Annotated in this window: 18 protein-coding genes; 6 read left to right on the plus strand and 12 right to left on the minus strand. The window is 47.9% G+C overall.

The window, feature by feature from the left end:
• Positions 1-146: 146 nt before the first annotated feature.
• The 4 genes from AC5OW4_RS09065 to AC5OW4_RS09080 form a co-directional block, all read right to left on the minus strand.
• On the minus strand, positions 147-794 hold the full coding sequence (locus AC5OW4_RS09065) for a DUF624 domain-containing protein (protein WP_072683615.1): 648 nt from the start codon (positions 792-794) through the stop codon (positions 147-149).
• A gap of 34 nt (positions 795-828) precedes the next feature.
• A complete protein-coding gene (locus AC5OW4_RS09070) occupies positions 829-1,947 on the minus strand; it encodes an ABC transporter ATP-binding protein (RefSeq protein WP_195396118.1) in 1,119 nt (372 codons plus the stop codon).
• A gap of 1 nt (position 1,948) precedes the next feature.
• Positions 1,949-3,748, minus strand: a complete 1,800-nt coding sequence (locus AC5OW4_RS09075) for an ABC transporter permease (protein WP_195396117.1) — start codon at positions 3,746-3,748, stop codon at positions 1,949-1,951.
• A 63-nt stretch (positions 3,749-3,811) separates the two neighbouring features.
• Complete coding sequence (locus tag AC5OW4_RS09080; protein WP_195396116.1) at positions 3,812-5,035, minus strand: ABC transporter substrate-binding protein; 1,224 nt, start codon at positions 5,033-5,035, stop codon at positions 3,812-3,814.
• A 517-nt stretch (positions 5,036-5,552) separates the two neighbouring features.
• On the opposite strand from AC5OW4_RS09080, the gene AC5OW4_RS09085 reads away from it, so the two are divergent.
• The 3 genes from AC5OW4_RS09085 (at position 5,553) to udp (ending at position 8,507) form a co-directional block, all read left to right on the plus strand.
• Positions 5,553-6,530, plus strand: a complete 978-nt coding sequence (locus AC5OW4_RS09085) for a phosphodiester glycosidase family protein (protein WP_195396115.1) — start codon at positions 5,553-5,555, stop codon at positions 6,528-6,530.
• 11 nt (positions 6,531-6,541) lie between these two features.
• The gene (locus AC5OW4_RS09090) at positions 6,542-7,618 is read left to right on the plus strand and encodes an NTF2-like N-terminal transpeptidase domain-containing protein (protein ID WP_195547862.1); all 1,077 of its coding nucleotides are present in this window, start codon (positions 6,542-6,544) and stop codon (positions 7,616-7,618) included.
• Positions 7,619-7,718: 100 nt separating this feature from the next.
• Positions 7,719-8,507 carry a uridine phosphorylase gene (gene udp / locus AC5OW4_RS09095; RefSeq protein ID WP_229100644.1) on the plus strand — a complete coding sequence of 263 codons (789 nt, stop codon included), beginning with the start codon at positions 7,719-7,721 and terminating at the stop codon, positions 8,505-8,507.
• 227 nt (positions 8,508-8,734) lie between these two features.
• On the opposite strand, the gene AC5OW4_RS09100 is transcribed toward udp, so the two are convergent.
• The 3 genes from AC5OW4_RS09100 to AC5OW4_RS09110 form a co-directional block, all read right to left on the minus strand.
• Positions 8,735-10,234, minus strand: a complete 1,500-nt coding sequence (locus AC5OW4_RS09100) for a hypothetical protein (RefSeq protein WP_493676897.1) — start codon at positions 10,232-10,234, stop codon at positions 8,735-8,737.
• A gap of 277 nt (positions 10,235-10,511) precedes the next feature.
• Positions 10,512-10,802 carry a hypothetical protein gene (locus tag AC5OW4_RS09105; protein WP_295771279.1) on the minus strand — a complete coding sequence of 97 codons (291 nt, stop codon included), beginning with the start codon at positions 10,800-10,802 and terminating at the stop codon, positions 10,512-10,514.
• Positions 10,803-10,848: 46 nt separating this feature from the next.
• The gene (locus AC5OW4_RS09110) at positions 10,849-11,124 is read right to left on the minus strand and encodes a helix-turn-helix domain-containing protein (RefSeq protein WP_493676898.1); all 276 of its coding nucleotides are present in this window, start codon (positions 11,122-11,124) and stop codon (positions 10,849-10,851) included.
• A 520-nt stretch (positions 11,125-11,644) separates the two neighbouring features.
• Here AC5OW4_RS09110 and AC5OW4_RS09115 point away from each other — a divergent pair.
• Together AC5OW4_RS09115 and AC5OW4_RS09120 are read left to right on the plus strand one after the other, a co-directional pair.
• Entirely contained in the window at positions 11,645-12,895 is a 1,251-nt protein-coding gene (locus AC5OW4_RS09115; protein ID WP_072683623.1) for a helix-turn-helix domain-containing protein, read from the plus strand.
• Positions 12,882-13,121, plus strand: coding sequence for a hypothetical protein (locus AC5OW4_RS09120; RefSeq protein WP_072683624.1), 240 nt, complete (start codon positions 12,882-12,884; stop codon positions 13,119-13,121). The genes AC5OW4_RS09115 and AC5OW4_RS09120 overlap by 14 nt, the downstream gene beginning before the upstream one ends.
• Positions 13,122-13,179: 58 nt before the next feature.
• Here AC5OW4_RS09120 and murQ read toward each other — a convergent pair whose 3' ends face one another.
• The 5 genes from murQ to AC5OW4_RS09145 form a co-directional block, all read right to left on the minus strand.
• Positions 13,180-14,076, minus strand: a complete 897-nt coding sequence (gene murQ, locus AC5OW4_RS09125; protein ID WP_072683625.1) for an N-acetylmuramic acid 6-phosphate etherase — start codon at positions 14,074-14,076, stop codon at positions 13,180-13,182.
• 67 nt (positions 14,077-14,143) lie between these two features.
• Positions 14,144-15,997, minus strand: coding sequence for an ABC-F family ATP-binding cassette domain-containing protein (locus AC5OW4_RS09130; protein WP_195396113.1), 1,854 nt, complete (start codon positions 15,995-15,997; stop codon positions 14,144-14,146).
• Positions 15,998-16,105: 108 nt separating this feature from the next.
• Entirely contained in the window at positions 16,106-17,410 is a 1,305-nt protein-coding gene (locus AC5OW4_RS09135) for an N-acetylmuramoyl-L-alanine amidase (protein WP_195396112.1), read from the minus strand.
• A 15-nt stretch (positions 17,411-17,425) separates the two neighbouring features.
• Positions 17,426-18,238 carry a LicD family protein gene (locus AC5OW4_RS09140; protein ID WP_072683628.1) on the minus strand — a complete coding sequence of 271 codons (813 nt, stop codon included), beginning with the start codon at positions 18,236-18,238 and terminating at the stop codon, positions 17,426-17,428.
• A gap of 246 nt (positions 18,239-18,484) precedes the next feature.
• Positions 18,485-18,697: a hypothetical protein gene (locus tag AC5OW4_RS09145; RefSeq protein ID WP_139248559.1), complete on the minus strand. Its 213-nt coding sequence runs from the start codon at positions 18,695-18,697 to the stop codon at positions 18,485-18,487.
• A 90-nt stretch (positions 18,698-18,787) separates the two neighbouring features.
• Between AC5OW4_RS09145 and AC5OW4_RS09150 the strand changes: the two genes are divergently transcribed.
• Complete coding sequence (locus AC5OW4_RS09150; protein ID WP_295771218.1) at positions 18,788-19,621, plus strand: hypothetical protein; 834 nt, start codon at positions 18,788-18,790, stop codon at positions 19,619-19,621.
• Positions 19,622-19,661 lie beyond the last annotated feature (40 nt).

Consider the following 19,661-nt stretch of genomic DNA (forward strand, 5'->3'; position numbering starts at 1 on the left):
AATGACGCCGTGAAAGGGCGCTGTGTTAAGCCACTTCACCAACGAGCCATTTTTTCCGATTGCTTTGTAATAATAGCATAAACTTTTTATGATTTCAACAAAAAAATAAAAAAACGAAGGCAGAAACTTCGCTCCGCCTTCCGCCTTCAGTGATTTTGTTTCCGTAACATCCGATTCTGTTCCCGGCTGCCCTTTTTAAACTTGGCTTTCTGGAACATCTTCGGCAGGATCTGCCAGTCCAGATACACAATCAAGCCCGGCAATGCCGGCAGGAATCCCGGCAGCAGAAAGAAGACTGCCACCGGCACCGCCAGCGTCAGCACCGCGATAGACAACGACTCCAAGAAACAAGTAAACGCCAGGTCCAGCGCCTTCGCCAGCGCTGTTTTTACTGTCAGCCCGGGAACTTCCGCCAGCAGTGCAAAGACCATCAACAATTCAAAAAAGACAAGCCCAAGCCCAACCGCAGCCACCGTGGCCCCCAGCACATCCTGCGACGATTCGCCGATCCGATAATAAATCAAATCCCACAGCAGCACCGCGATGACAACCAGATGGATCAGCCAGATCTTCGTGGCTAGCGGCCAATGCTGACGAAACGCGGCGAAAAAGGATTTTATCACCGAGCGGCGATCTCCCCGCACATAACCGCTCATCGAGGCGTTGAGCGCCGTACTGGAGGCGCCGATCGTGACGACAGGCAGACTGCAGATCAGCCACAGAAAGCCCAGCAGCACGATGTTCATTACCCGGTCGACGCCGGTCCAAAATAATTTTTCTCCTTTTTCGCCCATGTTCCACTCCTCTTTCAGGATTACCCTATTTAAATCAGTTTAAAATCTGTAAGGAACCCAGTCCCAGATTTTCTGTCGACTGCGCGTCAAACAGGATATACCGATCCCCTTCAAAACCGAAGTGAATGACGGAATCCATCGCGAAGTCGATGCTGCCGAAGGCCACCGCCGACAACGTGATGTCCTTGACCGCCAGCGACAACGTTGTTTCCATCCCGCTTGGCAATGAGGAAACAACCGTGCCTTCGATGCCCTCGTCCGCGCTGACTTTAACAAATTCCGGTCTTACGCCTAAAACATAATCCCCTTCCGCCGGCAGCGCCAGCGGTTGGTTCGGCGTGAAACGAACAGAGAAATGCCGGCAGGTCAATTCGACTGCCTGATCCTTTTTGATCCCGTGGCAGGAAATGAAATTCATCGTCGGATTGCCCATGAAATCAGCGCAGAATAAATTCGCCGGTTCACCATACAACGTCAATGGCGGACAATACTGCTGCAAAACACCTTCCTTGATCAGACATACCTTCGAGCTCAGCGTCATCGCCTCCGACTGATCGTGGGTTACATAGACAAACGTCGCTCCGGTCGCCATGTGCAGCCGCTTCAGTTCAGCGCGCATGTCGTTGCGCAGCTTGGCGTCCAGGTTGGACAGCGGTTCGTCCATCAACAACACCCGCGGGTTCGGGGCTAAGGTCCGGGCGATCGCAACGCGCTGCTGCTGACCACCCGACAATTCAGACGGATAGCGCTGAATGTATTCTTCAATCCGCATCGTCTGGCAGATTTCCTTCACCCGGGCGTCGATCTTTTCCTTCGGCCATTTCATGTTTTCCAAACCAAATGAAATATTTTTATACACCGTCATGTGCGGCCACAGCGCATAGTTCTGAAACAGGAAACCGACATTGCGCTTATCCGGCGACACATTGACGCCTTTAGCATCGGAGAACACCAGCTGATCGTCGATGTAGATCTCACCTTCGCTCGGCGTTTCCAGCCCGGCGATCATCCGCAGCGTCGTCGTCTTGCCGCAGCCGGAAGGTCCTAACAGCGAGACGAAATCTCCGTCCTTAATTTCCAGATTTAAATGATTTACGGCGATTGAGCCCTTGCCGAATTTTTTTGTGATATCGACTAATCTTATTGTCGGCATGTCAATTTCCTCCTCCTACACCCTTTTCAATGGAAGCGCCGGTCAGCTTTTCTACGCCGAAATTCACGATGAGCACCACGAAGATAATCAACAGGTTGATCGCATTGGAATACTGCTCCCAGCCCTTTTCATCATACATGAATAACAATGTCGTCAGCACGCGGTTGTTTGCGGTCACCAGAATCACGTATAAGCTCAGTTCGCGCATACTGGAAACAAACGGCAGCAGATAGCCGGAGACGATCGTCGACTTCTCGATCGGCACGATGATCTTGGCCATCCGTTTGACCCAGGGAATGCCCTGAATGATGCCGGCCTCCTCAATTTCCGGAGACAGCTGCAGCATCGAGTTCACGCCGGAACGGGAAGCCATCGGCAGATATTTGACCGTCCCGATCAGAGCCAAAATCGCAAAGGTGCCGTAGAGCGATGGAATAATTCCGTGCGGGCGTGAGAACATCGACAGATAAATCGCCGCAAAAGCCATCGACGGAATCAGATACGGGATAAACGTCAGATTCTCTACGATCTGGCTCAGCTTGCTTCCCCGCCGGCGCACGATCGCATAACCGGCCAGAAAGCCCAGCGTACCCGCGCCCACCGCGACGATTGCCGAAAGCTTCAGACTGTTGAACAGCGTCTTCCAGACGTCCGCGTTGATCAGGATTCCGGCCTTGTCCATGACGTCGTTGCCGCCCTTGGAGCTGCCGATCCAGAAATCCAGCGTCATGTTGGACAGACTGTAATTGCCTTTAATAATGATCAGCGACTGCAGTAAGAACGAGATCAGCGGGACGACCGACATGCACAGCACCAGACACAGCACCAGCACTGACAATAGACTGCGGGCTTTCTTTAAATGGAACAGCGACACGTTGGCGCTCTTGCCCGTCACCGTCGCATAGGATTTTCGCTTGCCGATCAGCTTCTGGTTTGCCAGCATGATCAGCACGCTGATGACGATCATGACGATCGCCAGGATGTAGCCGACGCCCGGGTTGGTTCCCTGCAGCGCGGCGTACAGCTCGGTGGTCAGTACGTAATAACGCACCGGCAGACCGAGGAACTGCGGTACGGCGAATGAACTCATCGCGCTGGAGAAGACCAGAATAACCGTGCTCAGCACGGCCGGCATAACCATCGGAATTGTAATCCGCGTAAACATCCGCAGGCGTTTGGTTTTCAGGATGACCGCTGCTTCCTCCAGATTCGCATCCATGTTGCGCAGGATGCCGCCGATCAGGATATAAGCGAACGGCGCGTAATGCAGCCCGGTGACCAGAATGATCGGAAATGGTCCGTAAGCGAACCAATTCGGCGTTGCGATCCCCGTCAGTGCCGTGAAGATGCCGGTCGCCCCGCCGACCGCGGCGTTTTTAAAGAAATTCTTCCAGGCTAACGCCAGCGTCCAGCTCGGCATGATGTATGGGAAGATAAACAGCTTGGTCAGGACTTTTTTCCAGCGCAGATCGCTGCGGGTGACCAGCCAGGCAAAGCCCCCGCCGATTAAAATCGCGACGATGCAGGCGCTGATCGAACAGACCAGGCTGTGGGCCAGCGGTTCATACAATAAGGATTTACTGTAAACGCTGGCGAGCGTGCGGTTCCAATGATACGCTGTCAAACTGCCGACCGCCTGATGGACGCGGGATTTCTCAGCCGAATGAACGATGAAGGTATCCTTGACGATCGAAAACAGCGGAAAGACGACCAGATAGGTCAGAACGATCAAAAAGAGCACCAACAGGATGTTATAGGGTTTGCTGAAGAATGTCTTGACTTGATTGAGCTTTCTTTTCATATTCCCCTCCCTAAGAGTGAGAAAGGCTGTGATGGCGAACACCACAACCTTCCGAGAGCTTTCTTATTTGATCAGATTGATGAAGTCTTCAACATCCGCGCGGTGCTCGGAGCAGTAGATCGGATCTTCTTCGACCAAGATCGATTTCCATTCCTTGACCGTCTTGTCACCGTCGGTAACTTTCAGATTGGTATTGCCGGAGTAATCGCCGAAGCGGCCGGTCATGCCGTTGTAGAGGGAGCCGTCGTTGATCTTCAGCTCGCCGTTGCCGAACCAGCCTTCTTCCGTGAACAGCCAGCACAGGAACGCCTTCGCCATATCCGGGTTGTCGGCATTGCTTGTCAACAGGCCGTAGATCGGATAAATGAAGCCCGCAAACGGCGTGACGTTGGAGGCGAAGCCCAGCTTGTAGCCCTTATCCAGATTCTTCTTATATTTGTTCAGCGTGATTAAGGCCGACCATTGCTCGCTCTGACCTTCCGCGCCGATTGCCTGGGCGATATCGCCGTCCGAGGAGCCGACGACCAGACCGTTGTTGTAAAGCATCTTGATCCACTGGTAACCGGCATTCGGGCAATCGCTGTCCAACACCAGATCGGTTCCGTAGTAATCTTTGTACGCCGCTTCCAGCTTGGCCGCATAGTCGTCGGAAGTGATCTGCGTCAGGAAGTCCATGTTGACGCCCTCGCTGTACGGATCCTTCATCTGAACGGTGCCTTTGTATTGCTCGTCGGTGACATACCAGATATTGCTCAGGTCTTCTTCCTTGACGTTATCGCTGTTGAAAATGAAGACCTTGTTGCAGTAATCATAGACTAACAGCGGTTCTGTATCCGCGCCGACCAGATCATAAATTTCCTGATTGTACCAGTTATAGACGTAGCCTTCCTCGACCAGATCGGACATGACGCGCGCGCCGTCCTGGATGAAGATGAGATCCGCGCCTTCAGCGCCGGAGGCGACTTCCTCCGCGACCTGAGTGATCTGGTTGGTATCGCCGATCTGCGTGCATTCAAATTCAACGTCTAAGTTATATTTGTTCTTAAACGCTTCGCAGCCGCTGACGACAACGGAATGTGTGGAATAGACCGTTACTTTCTTGCCATTCTCAATCCCCTTCTGCAGCAGTTCCTCAAAGGTCGACTGATCGATTCCCTCCGTGGACTCGCCCGGTGTTTGGGCATTGTCCGGCTGCTTCTCCGGTTCCTTTGTCCCTTTGTCTGAGCATCCGCTCAAGGCTGCGGCACAGAGAAAGAAACAGCACAGGACAGTTAAAACTTTTCTCATGTTTCCTTACCTCCGACGGTTATGTAACCGCTTTCTTAAATCCATCTTAAAACTAATTTTTTTATTTTTCAACGATTTGAAATCAATTTGTGAAATTATTTGGAATAAGCAAACAATTACCACATTGTTCTTACTAAATTTCAGGCTTTATTCCTATTTTTCGATGATTTTACCTGTTTTCAGGAAATTTTTACCGGATTCATTCCCAACCTCTAAAAAAATTCTAATTTATTTTTAGATTCAAACAGGAAACGATGCGAATCTCTGCTCTCTTTCTGGATGCGGCAACCCCCAAAGCCGTTGAAAAATGAAGGCGATTTCGCACTTATAGCCTAAATTTTTTTTATGTTTTAACAGACGCTTCGGCGTTGATTTGCAAAGCTTCGTCATGAAGTCTTCATTGTTTTCGTCGGCTTGCGCATTGTTTTCTCGCCCCATTGCCGATATAATTAGGCTGTGGTTCAACACTAAGAAAAGAAAGGAGTCGTATGAAGAGTGAACTTCATACAGGAATTCAATGAGTAAAAAAAGAAAAGCGAAAAAATCCGGGATTTCGGCCGGAGCGCTGAGCGGCATCATTCTGGTGATGGTGCTTGCGGGTGCCGGGATTACCGGGACGCTGGCGCTCAATTCGATCTACTGCGGGCCATACAAAGCGTACACCCGGCATCTGTTGGAAACGATGGACGAAGGCAGTCTGCAGTACAAGGCCGCGGGGTTGTTCTATTCCCAAGCCGAACTGGATGCGATCCGCAATCCGCAGCTCACTGACCAGAGCGAACAGTCTGCCGAGGTTCCCAGCGCTGATCAGGACGCGATTGAGATCATTGATCTGAAAGGCACGACCTTTGAAGGCAAGCTGATGATCGTCCACGATCCATCCCGCGTCTTCGTCGCCTGCAATCCAAATATGGATTCCGGAGCGCCGGGCTATTCCGTCGAAAAATACATTCAGGACAACAACGCGATCGCCGGGATCAACGCCGGCGGCTTTGAGGATGCCGGCGGCAACGGCAATGGCGGCACCGCTTACGGCATCGTCATTCACGACGGCAAGCTGATCAGCGGCACCCCCGGCGAATTCACGCCGGTTATCGGCATCAACAACGCCAATCAGCTGGTCGTTGGCGATATGACCGCTCAGCAGGCGCTGGATTATGATATCCGCGACGCCGTAACCTTCGGTCCGGTCTTTATCAAAAACTGGGAAGTCGTCTTCGAAACCGGACGGCATCCGGGCCTGAATCCGCGTACCGTGATCGGTCAACGCTACGACGGCGCGTTCCTGTTGATGGTGCTGGACGGCCGGCAGCCGAGCAGCTTCGGCTCAACCTATCAGGACATCATCGACATCATGCAGCAGTATGACGCCGTCAACGCCGCGAATCTGGACGGCGGCAATTCCACCGTCATGGTCTACGACGGAGAAACCCTGAACACCACTGTATCGATCAAAGGTGACCGCCGCGTGCCGACCGCCTTTATCGTGAAATAGGAGAAACCGCAATGAGTAAAAAACAAGGAATTCCAACAGGCACTGCCCTGGCGATGATCGGACTGATTCTCGCGATCGTGATCGGCGCTTCCGCCGGCGTGCTGGCTCTGGTCAACGGCAAGATGAGCGCGTATGAAAAAACAACGCCCGACGCCGCGCTGCAGGCGTACATGAAACAGATTGAAAAGCAGGATTATACTGAACTATATCAACAGTTCCAGACCCGTACCGGCAGTCTGAGCAGCGAAGCTGATTTCACTGCGGCGATGAATACAATCTACGGCGATGTCGACTTTAAAGATCTGAACTATGTTAAAGATGATAAATCCGCGGAAGGGTATGAAGGCACCTATGGCGTCTATTCCAAGGACAGAAAAGTTTCAACGCTGAATCTGCGCAAGGAGAACGAGACTTGGCTGGTGGAAACCGTCATGCAAAGTTCCGGCAACCTGAGCTATCTGATCGACGCCCCGGCAGAAGCGCAGGTCAAGGTCAACGGCATTCTCTTAGGCAGCGACTACGTTAAGGAGACCAAGGTTCCGGCCGGCACCTTCGACCGCTACAAGACCAGTTCCGCCGCCCCGACCGTCACCCGTTATCAAATCAGCGAGCTGATGTCCCAGCCGGAGATCACCGCCGAGGGCTATGTCGTTGTCAAAGATGCCTATGAAGAGCGTTTCTACGTTGGCCAAGCTGCCAGCGGCGAGATCAAAAGTGCAGGCGAGAAAACGATGACGGCGATTGCCGAAGCAGCGGCGCGCTATGCCACCGGCGACGGCGGCCTGGGCACCTTGACCGGCTACTTCCTGTCCGGCAGCGAATTTGCGGCCAAGATCCGCACGATGGACAACCAGTGGTATACGGGGCATGCGGGCGTCAAGTTTGAAAATGCCGAGGTTCTCGATCTGATTCAAATCGGTGAGCATGATCTGGTCGGCAAGGTCATCTTTGACTACACTGTATTGAGCAACACGTATGGCAACCGGACTTATCACTGCGGTTACCAGATTGTCCTGACCCACAGTTCTGGCAGCTGGAAAGCGATCGACCTGGTCGTCAACAACGACCTCAATCCAGCCAACAATTAATTCAACAAAACACTCAAAAAGCGACAAATGTCGCTTTTTTTGATATCTCTGCTGTGGTACATTATAAGTAATGAAAGCCCTTAACAAAGGAGGAACAAGCATGATTGATTATACAGAAGGTTCAGGGAAACAATATCACATCGGCGTTGGGAAAGGCGAGGTCGGCCGCTACGTTTTACTGCCGGGCGATCCGAAGCGCTGCGCCAAGATTGCGGCGCACTTTGACAATCCGGTACTGGTCGCGGATTCCCGCGAATTTGTCACGTATACCGGCAAGCTGGACGGCGTGAAGGTCAGCGTGACTTCAACCGGAATCGGCGGCGCTTCGGCTTCGATTGCGATGGAGGAGCTGCATGTCTGCGGCGCGGATACGTTCATCCGGGTCGGCACCTGCGGCGGAATGGATCTGGATGTCAAAGGCGGCGATCTCGTCATTGCCACTGGGGCCATCCGCTTTGAAGGTACAAGCAAGGAATACGCGCCGATTGAATATCCGGCAGTCGCTGATTTTCAGGTTGTCAATGCGCTGGCGCACAGTGCTGCCAAACTGAATATGCCCTATCATGTCGGCGTGGTGCAGTGCAAAGACGCCTTCTATGGCCAGCACAAACCGGAAGAATTGCCAAATCATGAAGAACTGCTGCGCAAATGGGACGCCTGGTTAAGAATGGGTTGTCTGGCCAGCGAAATGGAGTCAGCGGCGCTGTTTATCGTCGGCGGCTATCTGCGCTGCCGCGTCGGCTCGGTCTTCCTGACGGTTGCCAATCAGCAGCGGGAAAAGGCAGGACTGGAAAATATCCAGCATCACGATACCGAAGCCCCGATCCGCGCGGCGATTGAAGCGCTGCGCGAACTGATCAAAGCCGATCTGGCAGATCAGAAGGCTTAAATTCAATCGTCACGGCAATCAGCTGTCCCTGAACTGACGGAGCTGCCCCTGCCTTTCGATCTTAACCCCATCAGCACAAAAATCAATGAAATCCAGAAAAGAAACGCCGCCCGACGCTTCTCCCTCTGGATTTTTTCATTTATGAAAAAGGGATCCAGTCTGTGCGCTTGGAATCCCTTTTGTCTTTTATTGTTCTCTGGTTGAGTTTTCCCGTTTGAAAAACTTGCTTAAGCCGCACGCTTCAACGCCTGAATCCGGGATTTCAGCTCATCCTTCACTTCCAGTTCCTCAGCCTGATCAAGTACGACAAGCAGCTGCGGCGCGATTCCCTTTAACGAAGTCTGCGCCAATTTTACCCAGCTTTCCAGCGTATCCAGCGCATAGGTCCGGCAGCTGATGACCGGACACAACAGAGCGCAGCGGATAAACTCCGCACCTTTGCCCGGATATAGCCGCAGCGACTGCAATATCGCCGCCAGCGCATGAAAATTCTGATAATCCTTCCCCAGTCCCAGCACATCCGCAGGACCGCTGGCCATTGTCTCTAACGGCAGGCAGTCGGCATACAGCGCAAGAATCTCGTCGCAGTCCTTTTCCGAAGCCATTAATAACCGCGCCGCCATGCAATGCTCCACCGGATTCTGCTTCAGCCAGGTCATCGCCTTTTCTTCATACGGGATGCTCAGCTTCAACGCTTCTTCGAATCCTTTGCCCTGTTCCATCGCCGCACTGACGGTGACGTAGCATTTCGATGATTTCAACAGTTCCAGACACTGCTTCTTGACCTCCGGCAGTTTGACCTGTTCGCCGTCGATATACTGAGCGATCGCGATCAGATTCTGAACGGTCGCCAACGTCATCGGGAAATGTTCCGCCTGCTTCAGATAAGCGGTGAACACCCCTTCGCGGTCCTCGATTTCCGAGATCCCCGCAACCGGGCCTTCCGCCATTAAACCGTCTATGATCAACGTGATTCCCGCCCAGTCCTCCGGTGATAAATCATCACGGCGGAGCTGATCAATCAAATCGCACTTCTTCGCTACGGTCAGCGCCGAATATGCCGGAGCCACGTTATTCTCGCAGCCATGATCCAGCAGCCATTTTTTGATCAGACGGTTTGCCGGATCGATCTGATTCACACAGTGAATCCGGCCCCAGCCATGAACCTTCTGCATCAGATCAAAAATTTCATCGTTGCCGCCGGTCCAGCTGCGCATGATAAACAGACAGTACAGCGTAAATTCGTTGCACAGCGCCAATGCGCGGATCACTTTTTTCAGCGCTTCCTGCTTATCGGTATTCAACAGTTCCATGATTGCCAACCCCAGCTTGATCAGCTCCGGATCCGCCGACGTCATGATGCAGCGGATCGCGAAACCGGAGAGCTTCCCCGGATCCAGCTGCTGATGATGTTCATAAATCCATTTGTGCAGAGCGTCGATCACTTCAATCACGCTGTGCTGCGCCAACGCGGCCGTCAGCTGTGTTTTCCCGGCTTCTTCCTGCCCCTGGCTGATAAGCAGCAGCGCCTGGCAGACCGGTTCGAGATCTATCTCTTTGGGTTGAGTATGGTATAACTTAATGCCATCCATCGCTCCGTCGGCGAAGATCAGCTTATTCTGTACTTTTTCCTTTGGCAGCGAGAAATCCTTCGGCAATGTGCCCTCCGGCGTCAATGCTTCGGCGATCAGTTGAAATAAAGCCTTTTCCGGCTGGTTTTCACTCATGTTCTAGTCTCCTTCAATTCGTATACGAAAACGCAAACTACGCTTCTTCCGTATTATTGTACCATAGTTTACCAGCTCTGTCTGCGCCGGCTTCCGCACATTCATTGTGAAATTTATACTCCTTTTTCTCCACCTCACTCTGATATTTCAACAATTTCACTGCTCTGTGTTTTCATGAATTTTATAGTTTCGAAGCGTCTTATTCCAGCAAAGAAAGTTCCGGCAAACAAAAAAAGAGAACCGTTTCAGTTCTCCGCCTGATGAAAGTTCATTCTGCTTAACTATGTTGACGGTTTTTAATACATTTCATGGATTCGAAAGCGCCCGTTGCCGCCCATCCCAGACACAGGCCGCTGATCGCTTTTACCAGCATGCCCTGGCCTACTGAAAAATCAGGGATTACCAATCCCAGCACCACGCCCATGATCGCGCCGATCAAAGGAATCCAGGTGCTGTTCATCCGCGGTAAAAATGATTTAAGCAATTCTGCGCACACATAAACGCAGCCTGCGATTAAAATACCATTGCCAAGCAGTAATTGATGCATGAGTTCCATCATTTCATTCATTTTTCCATCCCTCTTTCACTTTCAATATATGAAAAAATCGAAGGAATTATCCCTCGATCAAGAGTTTCTCTTTGTCATTTGGAAACAGCGGTGAATCGAAAAATTCAGCAAGTGTCATCCCAACGGCTTTGCAGATCAAACGAATTGTCTGCAAGGTCACCGTCTTATCCTTTTTTGTTTTCAGTGTACTGATCGTTGATTTATTAACACCGGACATTTCTGCCAGCTTACTGATACTCTTGATATCCAAGATTACCGTAATTTCCTGAATGCGCAGATAGACAGCATAATTTAGATCAAAAAATTGTTCATTTTCACTCATAGCTGATCTCTCCCGCTTTCGTTGATTTTATTATAGCGGTCGAAAATTTAACATATAAGACTAGCAATCGACTATTTTGACCGTTTATTAAAATGAACATTTTTGGTATAATATGGAAAATTGGGTTATTGGAAGTGATATTTAGCGATATACAAATTAATATGAAAACTAATATGCAGAATAGATAGGATCTAATAACAGATTAAGATGAATTAAAAACTAAGGGCCCTTAGTTTAGTTATTTAATTGGGACCATAAACGCTGAATCCATAATTTGCCAAAACAGGCGAGGCTGTTGGAACAGCGGCCATTAACGGCAGAATCAGCATCAGACTAACTAAAATCTTTTTCATCTTTTCTGTCCTTTCTTCAGGACAAACGTTTGTCTGTAATAATTATAAAATTCATAGAGCCAATCCACAACGAAAGTCCTTTTGAAAAAAAGGCATAGATGACATATAAATAACTATAAAAATTCAGATGATTTGACTCTTTTTTACGAAAGAAGGCTATGGATACAATGAATACTGATGAAAGTAAACTAAAAGCAGCTTTAATTAGGAAAAGACGAATTGAATTAAATTGGAAGCAAGAAGCCTTTGCAAAGTCATTACCCATGGCTAATTCTTCGTTTAGCGAGATGGAAAGAGGTCTCCGTCCTATTACAGAAGAATTATATAGAACGATCTCAAACAAATTGGAATTACCTTCTTTAACCACGGATTGGTTAGCAGAACAAAGCACGCTAATGAATCTGATTAAAGAAAAATTATACTTTTTCCAATACGAAGAAGCTTCAGTATTATATACAAAATTAGAAAAACAAAATGATATATTAAACAACTCGCTTTTGTTTTTAGATTACAATCTTACTTTATTTATATATAATATTACTTTTAACAATGGTAAAGAACTCAAAAGAATAAAATTTATAAAAACATATCAAGACTGTTTAAACTCTGTACAAAATTATCAATTTATCCTATATCAAGGCATAGCTGAAAAAAACAAATTAAAATTAGATCAAGCAATGGATTTTTTTCAAACTCTATTAAATTTACCATACACCGTCAAATATTATACTGATCTGTTATACTATCATGCAGCTATTTGTTTAATACAAATAGGACATCTAACTCTCGCTCATAATTACAATAAAAAGGCTGACACACTCTTCAAAGAAGAAGGCAATTTTCAGAGGATAGCTTATACAATGATGCATGAAGCTATTATTTATTCGCATGAAAATCACCCTGAAGAAGCAGGAAAAATCTATGACAAATTATTAAAAACTTATTCTAAACAATTATCTGATCAAACTATAAATATGATTCTGTGTAATGCTGGGAATAATTATGTAAATGCCACACAATATAATAAAGCTGAGAATATCTATAAACAGTTAAGACCCGGATGGCAGAATATCCCTGAAATCTTTTATGGAATAGCTTGGACATTATTGCAGACTGATCAATATGATAAACTAGATGAATTCTTAGAATATAGTAAACAATATCCTAAGAATAAGTTTATAAAAGATATGCTGGAAATCATTAACCTCCAAAGAAAATCAAACCATGAAAAAGAAATAGAAATTAAACTTAAAGCCTGTGAGAAGTATTTAAACCGTGAAGGTAGTTCAGAAGGCATGATCTTCATTTACGAACAACTGATTCAGTATTACGAAACCCGCTCCATCGTCAAGCAAGTTAAATATCTTAAGAAATTAAATGAGTTAAATAAAAGAGGTATGCAATATGATCAACGATGAAGAATTAAGAGTGCAAATGGAAAATGATTTACGGAAGCTCAAGGAAAAGCTGAGAAAAGATCCTGCTGATCCGCTGCCGCTCATGGCTCTGCGCATGAAATATCCGTTTAATTCCAGCAGTGATTCTCTGAAATCTTTGTTGATCAACGACGATTATGATCTGAAAACCTTGTCAGCGCTGCTGCTGGCAGAATATCACTCTTGGAACCACAAGCACCGAAAATAAAAAAACTGCAGCGCTAAGGGATAGTCAATAAATCCCAGGCGCTGCAGTTTTTTTTACCTTATTTAATTGCCTGACGAACAAAGCCTTCGTTCTTATTCAGACGTTCTTCCGCTTCTTCCTTTGTGCAGCCTGTCAGAATCATGACGATGGCTACCTTCGGGTAATTGCCGGATACTTCATACATCTTTGCCGCTGTTTCATAATCGCAGTCCGTTGCCATCATGATGATGCGCTTGGAACGTTCGATCAACTTCAAGTTTGTCGCTTTGACGTCAACCATCAGGTTACCGTAAACCTTGCCATAGCCAACCATGGAAGCTGTTGACAACATATTCAGGATTAATTTCTGGCAAGTGCCGGATTTCAGACGTGTTGAACCTGTTAAAACTTCCGGACCGGCATCGACTTCAATCGCAACATCCGCATGCTTGCCAACTTCACTGTTCTTGTTGCAAGCGACGGAAACCGCTGTCGCCCCAATGGAACGCGCATAATCTAAACCGCCGATAACATACGGAGTTCTGCCGCTGGCCGCGATGCCGCAGACAACGTCTTTTTCAGTCAGCTTCTGATCGACCAGATCCTGCTTGCCTAATTCTGCATCATCCTCAGCGCCTTCGACCGCAGTTAAGAATGCACCTGGACCGCCTGCCAGTAAGCCGACGACTTCATAGGTCGTACCAAAGGTCGGCATGCATTCGGCGGAATCAATGACGCCTAACCGTCCGGATGTCCCAGCACCCATATAAATCAGACGGCCGCCGCTGCGCAGCGCTTTAACAATCGCCTGGACGGCTTTTTCAATTTCCGGGATTGCTTCACGAACCGCGTCAGGAACCTTGTGGTCCTCTTCGTTCATGATTTCCAATAATTCGCGGGTGGAAAGCGTATCGAGGTTCATCGTTTTCTCGTTACGGCGTTCTGTTGTTAAATGATTTAATTTTACTTCAGACATGTTGTGTTCTCCTTTTTTCCTCATGTTTATTATAGCGTTTTGACAGGGTTTGGACAAGACCGGATTTCTATCCCTCCAAACATTCTTCCCAGCGCTGCATTAAATGCTCAATCTCATTGTGCAGATCGTCGATCTGTTCATCCAGTTCATTCATTTTCTGATAATCATGGTAGTATTCCGGATCAAACCGCTTTTCACGCATTGCTTCCAGCTGTTCTTCCTTTTCCGCGATCTGCTTTTCCAGCTTGGCCGCTTCGCGGGCATTCGGATTGCGCTTCGGAGTCTGACGCTGAACTTCAGCGTCTTTCTTTGGCGCCTGTTCCTTTTCCTTCTGCTGCTGATCGTCATCGAATTGTTCATAACCAAACGGATAATAGACAGCATTCCCCTGCATGTCGATATGCAGGATCGCCGTAGCTATCTTCTTGATAAAATAACGATCATGCGAAACGAACAGAATCGTTCCGGTATATCCGTTCAGCGCTTCTTCCAGTGCTTCCTTGCCTACAATATCCAAATGGTTGGTCGGTTCGTCCAAAAGCAGGAAATTCGCCTGACGCAGCATCAATTTCGCCAGAGACAACCGAACCTTTTCGCCCCCGGAAAGCACGTCGACCGTTTTGAACACGTCGTCGCTGGTAAACAGGAAACGTCCCAACACCGTCCGGATCTGAGTCCGGTCCAGTTCCGGATAATCGTCCCACAATTCTTCCAGCACTGTCTTCCCGGAGGAAAACTGCGCCAGCTGCTGATCAAAATAACCGGTTTCAATCTGATGACCATACAGATAATCCCCGCCCAACGCCGGCAGATCACCGACCAGCGTCTTCATCAACGTACTCTTGCCGCAGCCGTTAGGCCCCAGCACCGCAATGCGCTGCCCTGATAAAATTTCCAGGGAAATCTCGCATAACGGATGATCGTAACCGACCTTGAGATCCTTGATCTCCAGCACTGTTTTTCCACCTTTTAACCGCGGAACAAAATGCGCTGAGAAACTCCGGGTATCGCTTTTCTGAGGGGCGTCGATCTTTTCCATCCGCTCCAGCGCCTTGATCTTCGATTGCGCCATCGCCGCTTTTGTCGCCTTGTAGCGGAAGCGCTCGATCAAGCCTTCCAACCGCTCAATTTCCTTCTGCTGACGATTATACATCTGCTGCTGACGGATTAAATCCTGCTGCTTCTGATTCTGAAAGCTCGTGTAGTTGCCGGTGTAATGCTTCATCGAACCATATTCCAGCTCATAAACTTCTTCCGCAATGTGATCGAGAAACATCCGGTCATGGGAAACCAGCACGACAGCCCGGCTGTATCGCTTCAGATACCCTTCCAGCCATTCGATCGTTTCCAAATCCAGATGGTTGGTCGGTTCGTCCAGAAGCAGTATATCCGGTTTGCTTAAAAGTAATTTAACAAATGCAAGACGTGTTTTCTGACCGCCGGAAAAGGTATTGATCGTTCTATCCAGCATTTCTTCCTGAAAGCCAAACTTCGTAAACACCGTCATTAACTCCGACTGCCACGTATAACCGCCTGCCATCTCAAACTGTGTCTCCAGCTGAGCATAACGATCCAGCACCGCTTCACTGTAATCCGTTGCCATGCGTTCTGTCAGCTTATCAAGCTGAGCTTTCAATTTCTGCAAGGGTTCAAAGACTTTTTCAAGGTCTTCCCGGACGGTTAAGGTTTCGTCTGGAAAGGTCGTCTGGGCCAGATAACCGATCCGCGTGCCGGAGGTACTGTGAATTTCACCTTTGTCCAGATCCAGCTCGCCGGTCATAATTTTTAAAAGCGTCGATTTTCCACATCCGTTGCGGCCGACGACCGCAATTTTCTCAGTGCCCCGGATCTCAAACTGTATATCCTCAAACACGGTTTCCGTGCCGAAAGATTTACTCCCACGGCTGATTTGATAGAGCATGGATGTCACTCTCCTTCCTTGATTAACAACAGGAACCTGCCGTTTGAACTGGCAGGTTACCGAATTTTTTCATTCTTGATTTTAACTGAAACTTTGCGCCCGTAAGGTTTAACTGCCGCTGGGAATCCGCATCGCTTTCGCTAATCCGGCAGCCGTTGCTTCTGCAATCCTGTCAAGCTCATTTTGCCACGCTGCAACATCCTCACTGTTGCTTAAAAACAAATACTGAATCGTTAATGCCTGCATGCCATAACGATTCTCCGCCGCAAACGCCTGATTCTGACGGGAAGCTTCAGAAAAGGTCCCGGCGCCCAGGATTCGTCCACCCGATTCACGGATGATTTTCTGACCGTCATACGCAGTTCCATCTTCGCCGATGCTCGTCCCGCTGGCCGATCCCGTCGCTTCCCTGGCATACGTCAGGGATGTATTTTCGACGATGGATTTGAGCACTGTGGAAGCCATACGGTTAGAAGAAAAGGAAGAATAAACGATATCTGTTCCCCGCAAGTTGACGTTTGTCGCGCTTTTCATCTCGATATTGATGTAATACCGCGCATGTTGGGAATAGGCGCGATCCAGCCGGCCATCCTCGCCGTAACTGTTGACGATTTCATCCAGATCCCGCGTCAGTTCGACTTTCAAGCCCAGTTTTTCAAGCTGATCCTTCAGTTTGACGGCAATTTTGTAATTTTCTTCATACGCTAACAAGCCGTTTCCATGAACTCCTTTGTCGGTATAGCCATTATCCTGATGCATCGCGCCGGGATCGATCATCACATCGATCCAGTCTTCCGGCTGCGGTTGGGTGCTCACCTGGACAAACACGTAGTTTTTTTGTAAAAACGGTTCTTCTTCCGGGTTGTCGAAAAGATTCTGATCGGCAATCAGCTCGATCTTTTTATTCGTGTTCTCCCGCGTCACTGTGTAGAAGGTATCGCGCAGTTTTTTATCACTGACAAGCTGTTTTTCTTTCAGATCCTGCATGATGAAAACCTGATAAAAGCCTTCGTCCAGATCTTCCAGAGGAATCTGACCGTCGGCGTTTTTTTCCATCATATAAACAAAATCCAAACCGCTGCATACATTGCGCAGAATGACTGTCTTGCCGGCAAAAAGATCCTGACCGCTGCGGTTATAGGTCTCATGATAAAGATTGAGCGTTTCTCCATAGTAAAGATAATCGCCCAACGACAACAGCTGCGCTTCATCAACAATCTGATTTTCAAACAGCTGCCGGGTTTTCTGATTACTCAAACCGCAGACGCCATACGTATCGACTTGTTTTTTCTGGCGTTGATTCAACAACCATTGCCCTCCATACGCGAGTATGCAGCAGGCGATAAAGATGAACAGGAAAGATTTCCAGCGCAGTTTGGAGCCGCGCGGGACATAGCTTGGTTCCACTGTCATGGTTTCCAAAACTCCTTATAACCGGATGTCAACGATATGTTTCGGTTTCTGTTCTTCTTCCGGCGGCAGCGTCATGTAGCTTGGTGCAATCGCTGTGCACAGGTATTCGTGCGGATGATGCGCAATCGGCAGCTGCGTGTCCTCGAACGGAACATACTGAACAGGATAGATATCGTCATAATCAAAGATAAATGGTTTCAATGGACTCTTAAACGTCCATGTCAGATCAAAGCCGATCTTCTTGCTTCCTTCATTAAGTTTCCCATACATCCGGGCGTTGGAAACGAACCAGCGCTTGAGGAACAACGGATTCATGCCCAGGTTGTCAAAGAGAATGATAAACGGCATAATCAGCTGATTCAACATCCGCAGCGGCAGATCCATGGTTTTGCTTGCGGCGCAGTAATCATAAACAAAAACGTCGATGAAAATTCCGTCGCATTCAGTACAGCGGTTGGCTAACAACGTATTGACTTCTTTCAGATACGTTCCTTTTTTCCGGATCTTCATCCCCGGAATTAACGGATTATAGCGTTTATCCGTATCAAAGCATTGAAAGGTATAGCCTTCCGGAAGATCCTGCTTCAAAGCGACGATAAAGCGCTTGTAGTCTTCATAAAGCATGGCGATATCCGCATCGTCATCCCATGGAATAAAGCCCTGATGGCGAACCGCACCTAAGGCGCTGCCGCCGTTGAGGAAATAAGGTATGTTGTATTTCTGGCAAATGCCATCAATCATTTTGAGCATTTCCAAAAGCACCTTATGGACATCGGCAACTGTGATCTCGTTGCCGTTTTCATCTGTTTTTAATACGTATTTTTTCATGTCATCACATCCTACGCTCTATTATAAGAGAATTGAAGATCAACCTCAAGTTTTTTTAGTTTGTACGCAACGAAAGGGTCTGATTCTCAAAGGCTATGTCATAAATATACAGCCATTCAGGCTCCATGCATCTTTTATTTGGATATTTGTCATGCTTTCCCCAATTATTTCTAATTTGGCATTTAACTTTCAGTTTACCCTTGAAATGACAATTCAAAAGAGTTAACATTAATTTGAAAGACAAACTCAATAAAGTATTTTTACAAAGTTCTGTTTTTTATGAGGCTTTTTCTGATTTTCCGCAATATTAAAGTAGAGGAGGTTTTTATTGCGATGGAAAATACGAAGAAACTTCATAACAACGATCCCCTGCAACCGCTGACGCTCTGTCTGGATTCCGCTCAAATCCGTCAGCTTCTGGCCACCATTGATTTCCGAGAAAACGACGTCTTCCGCCACACCTTCGGCTCTGAGGATGAAATATCCAGAAAGATCCGGATCGCTTATTTCTCCGATCTCTTTCTCTGCCGGTTAGTCCGAACTTCGATGATGAATACCGAGCCTGTAAAAAATCATCGCGGCGAGAAAGGGATTCGATTTGATTTACTGATTAAAGCTGAAGATGAACGAGGAACCCTCCTTGTAATCAATCTTGAGATGCAGAACTATCAGATGAGTGATTCATTGGCAATGCGTTCGCAGGGATATCTGTCCCGCATCGTTGCCGATCAGCTCTGTGTCGGTGATCTGTATGAGTTTAATCCGGTCGTTCAGGTCATGCTTACCAACCATGTCCCGCAACTCCAAAAGAATGACGGTTATCTGCATGATTATCGTTATACGAAAGAAGAAAAGGCAATTCCTTTACCGGACGGGCGATGCCGGATTCTTTGGGTGGAAATGGATAAGCTGGAAGCGCTGGAAAAGAAACCAGTGGAAGAATGGAGGCTGTCGGAGAAAATACACTACACGGTTCGGTTCAGTCACGTTGCAGAAAAACAGAAGTGGATTCAGGAATTATCAGAAAAGGAGGAAATCATTCAAATGATGGAAGAGAAGAAAATGGATTTTTTAAGAGACACCAATTTGGCGCTGGCCCGGATGCGGGCCAGGTTTGACGAACGGGATGAACAGGTGGTTTATGAAAAAGGAATTGCACAAGGAAGAATAGAAGGTCAGAAAATGTTGGTTAAGCTTGTGCTGAAACAGCGGATAGAGTTGACCGAGCAGGAAGAAAAACAAATCGAAGAACTTGACGGAGAAACACTTTTTGACCTTATTCAAAGCTTAGATGCAATTCATACACCGGAAGATTTTCAAAGACAAATCCATGAAAAAGCGAATCAAAATGTTCAAATAAAGCAAGCCGTTCTTCATCGTTAACTTTGGAAATATTAAAATGAAAAAGAGTTAAATATCCAAA

Source organism: Holdemania sp. (assembly GCF_986127675.1).

Coding starts and splice junctions, on each gene's coding strand:
- AC5OW4_RS09075 (WP_195396117.1), bottom strand. CDS start 3,748: ATGAAAAGAAAGCTCAATCAAGTCAAGACATTCTTCAGCAAACCCTAT.
- AC5OW4_RS09140 (WP_072683628.1), bottom strand. CDS start 18,238: ATGAAAAAATACGTATTAAAAACAGATGAAAACGGCAACGAGATCACA.
- udp (WP_229100644.1), top strand. CDS start 7,719: ATGATTGATTATACAGAAGGTTCAGGGAAACAATATCACATCGGCGTT.
- AC5OW4_RS09090 (WP_195547862.1), top strand. CDS start 6,542: ATGAGTAAAAAACAAGGAATTCCAACAGGCACTGCCCTGGCGATGATC.
- AC5OW4_RS09110 (WP_493676898.1), bottom strand. CDS start 11,124: ATGAGTGAAAATGAACAATTTTTTGATCTAAATTATGCTGTCTATCTG.
- murQ (WP_072683625.1), bottom strand. CDS start 14,076: ATGTCTGAAGTAAAATTAAATCATTTAACAACAGAACGCCGTAACGAG.
- AC5OW4_RS09135 (WP_195396112.1), bottom strand. CDS start 17,410: ATGACAGTGGAACCAAGCTATGTCCCGCGCGGCTCCAAACTGCGCTGG.
- AC5OW4_RS09105 (WP_295771279.1), bottom strand. CDS start 10,802: ATGAATGAAATGATGGAACTCATGCATCAATTACTGCTTGGCAATGGT.
- AC5OW4_RS09130 (WP_195396113.1), bottom strand. CDS start 15,997: ATGCTCTATCAAATCAGCCGTGGGAGTAAATCTTTCGGCACGGAAACC.
- AC5OW4_RS09065 (WP_072683615.1), bottom strand. CDS start 794: ATGGGCGAAAAAGGAGAAAAATTATTTTGGACCGGCGTCGACCGGGTA.
- AC5OW4_RS09120 (WP_072683624.1), top strand. CDS start 12,882: ATGATCAACGATGAAGAATTAAGAGTGCAAATGGAAAATGATTTACGG.
- AC5OW4_RS09080 (WP_195396116.1), bottom strand. CDS start 5,035: ATGAGAAAAGTTTTAACTGTCCTGTGCTGTTTCTTTCTCTGTGCCGCA.
- AC5OW4_RS09115 (WP_072683623.1), top strand. CDS start 11,645: ATGAATACTGATGAAAGTAAACTAAAAGCAGCTTTAATTAGGAAAAGA.
- AC5OW4_RS09150 (WP_295771218.1), top strand. CDS start 18,788: ATGAATACCGAGCCTGTAAAAAATCATCGCGGCGAGAAAGGGATTCGA.
- AC5OW4_RS09070 (WP_195396118.1), bottom strand. CDS start 1,947: ATGCCGACAATAAGATTAGTCGATATCACAAAAAAATTCGGCAAGGGC.
- AC5OW4_RS09085 (WP_195396115.1), top strand. CDS start 5,553: ATGAGTAAAAAAAGAAAAGCGAAAAAATCCGGGATTTCGGCCGGAGCG.
- AC5OW4_RS09100 (WP_493676897.1), bottom strand. CDS start 10,234: ATGAGTGAAAACCAGCCGGAAAAGGCTTTATTTCAACTGATCGCCGAA.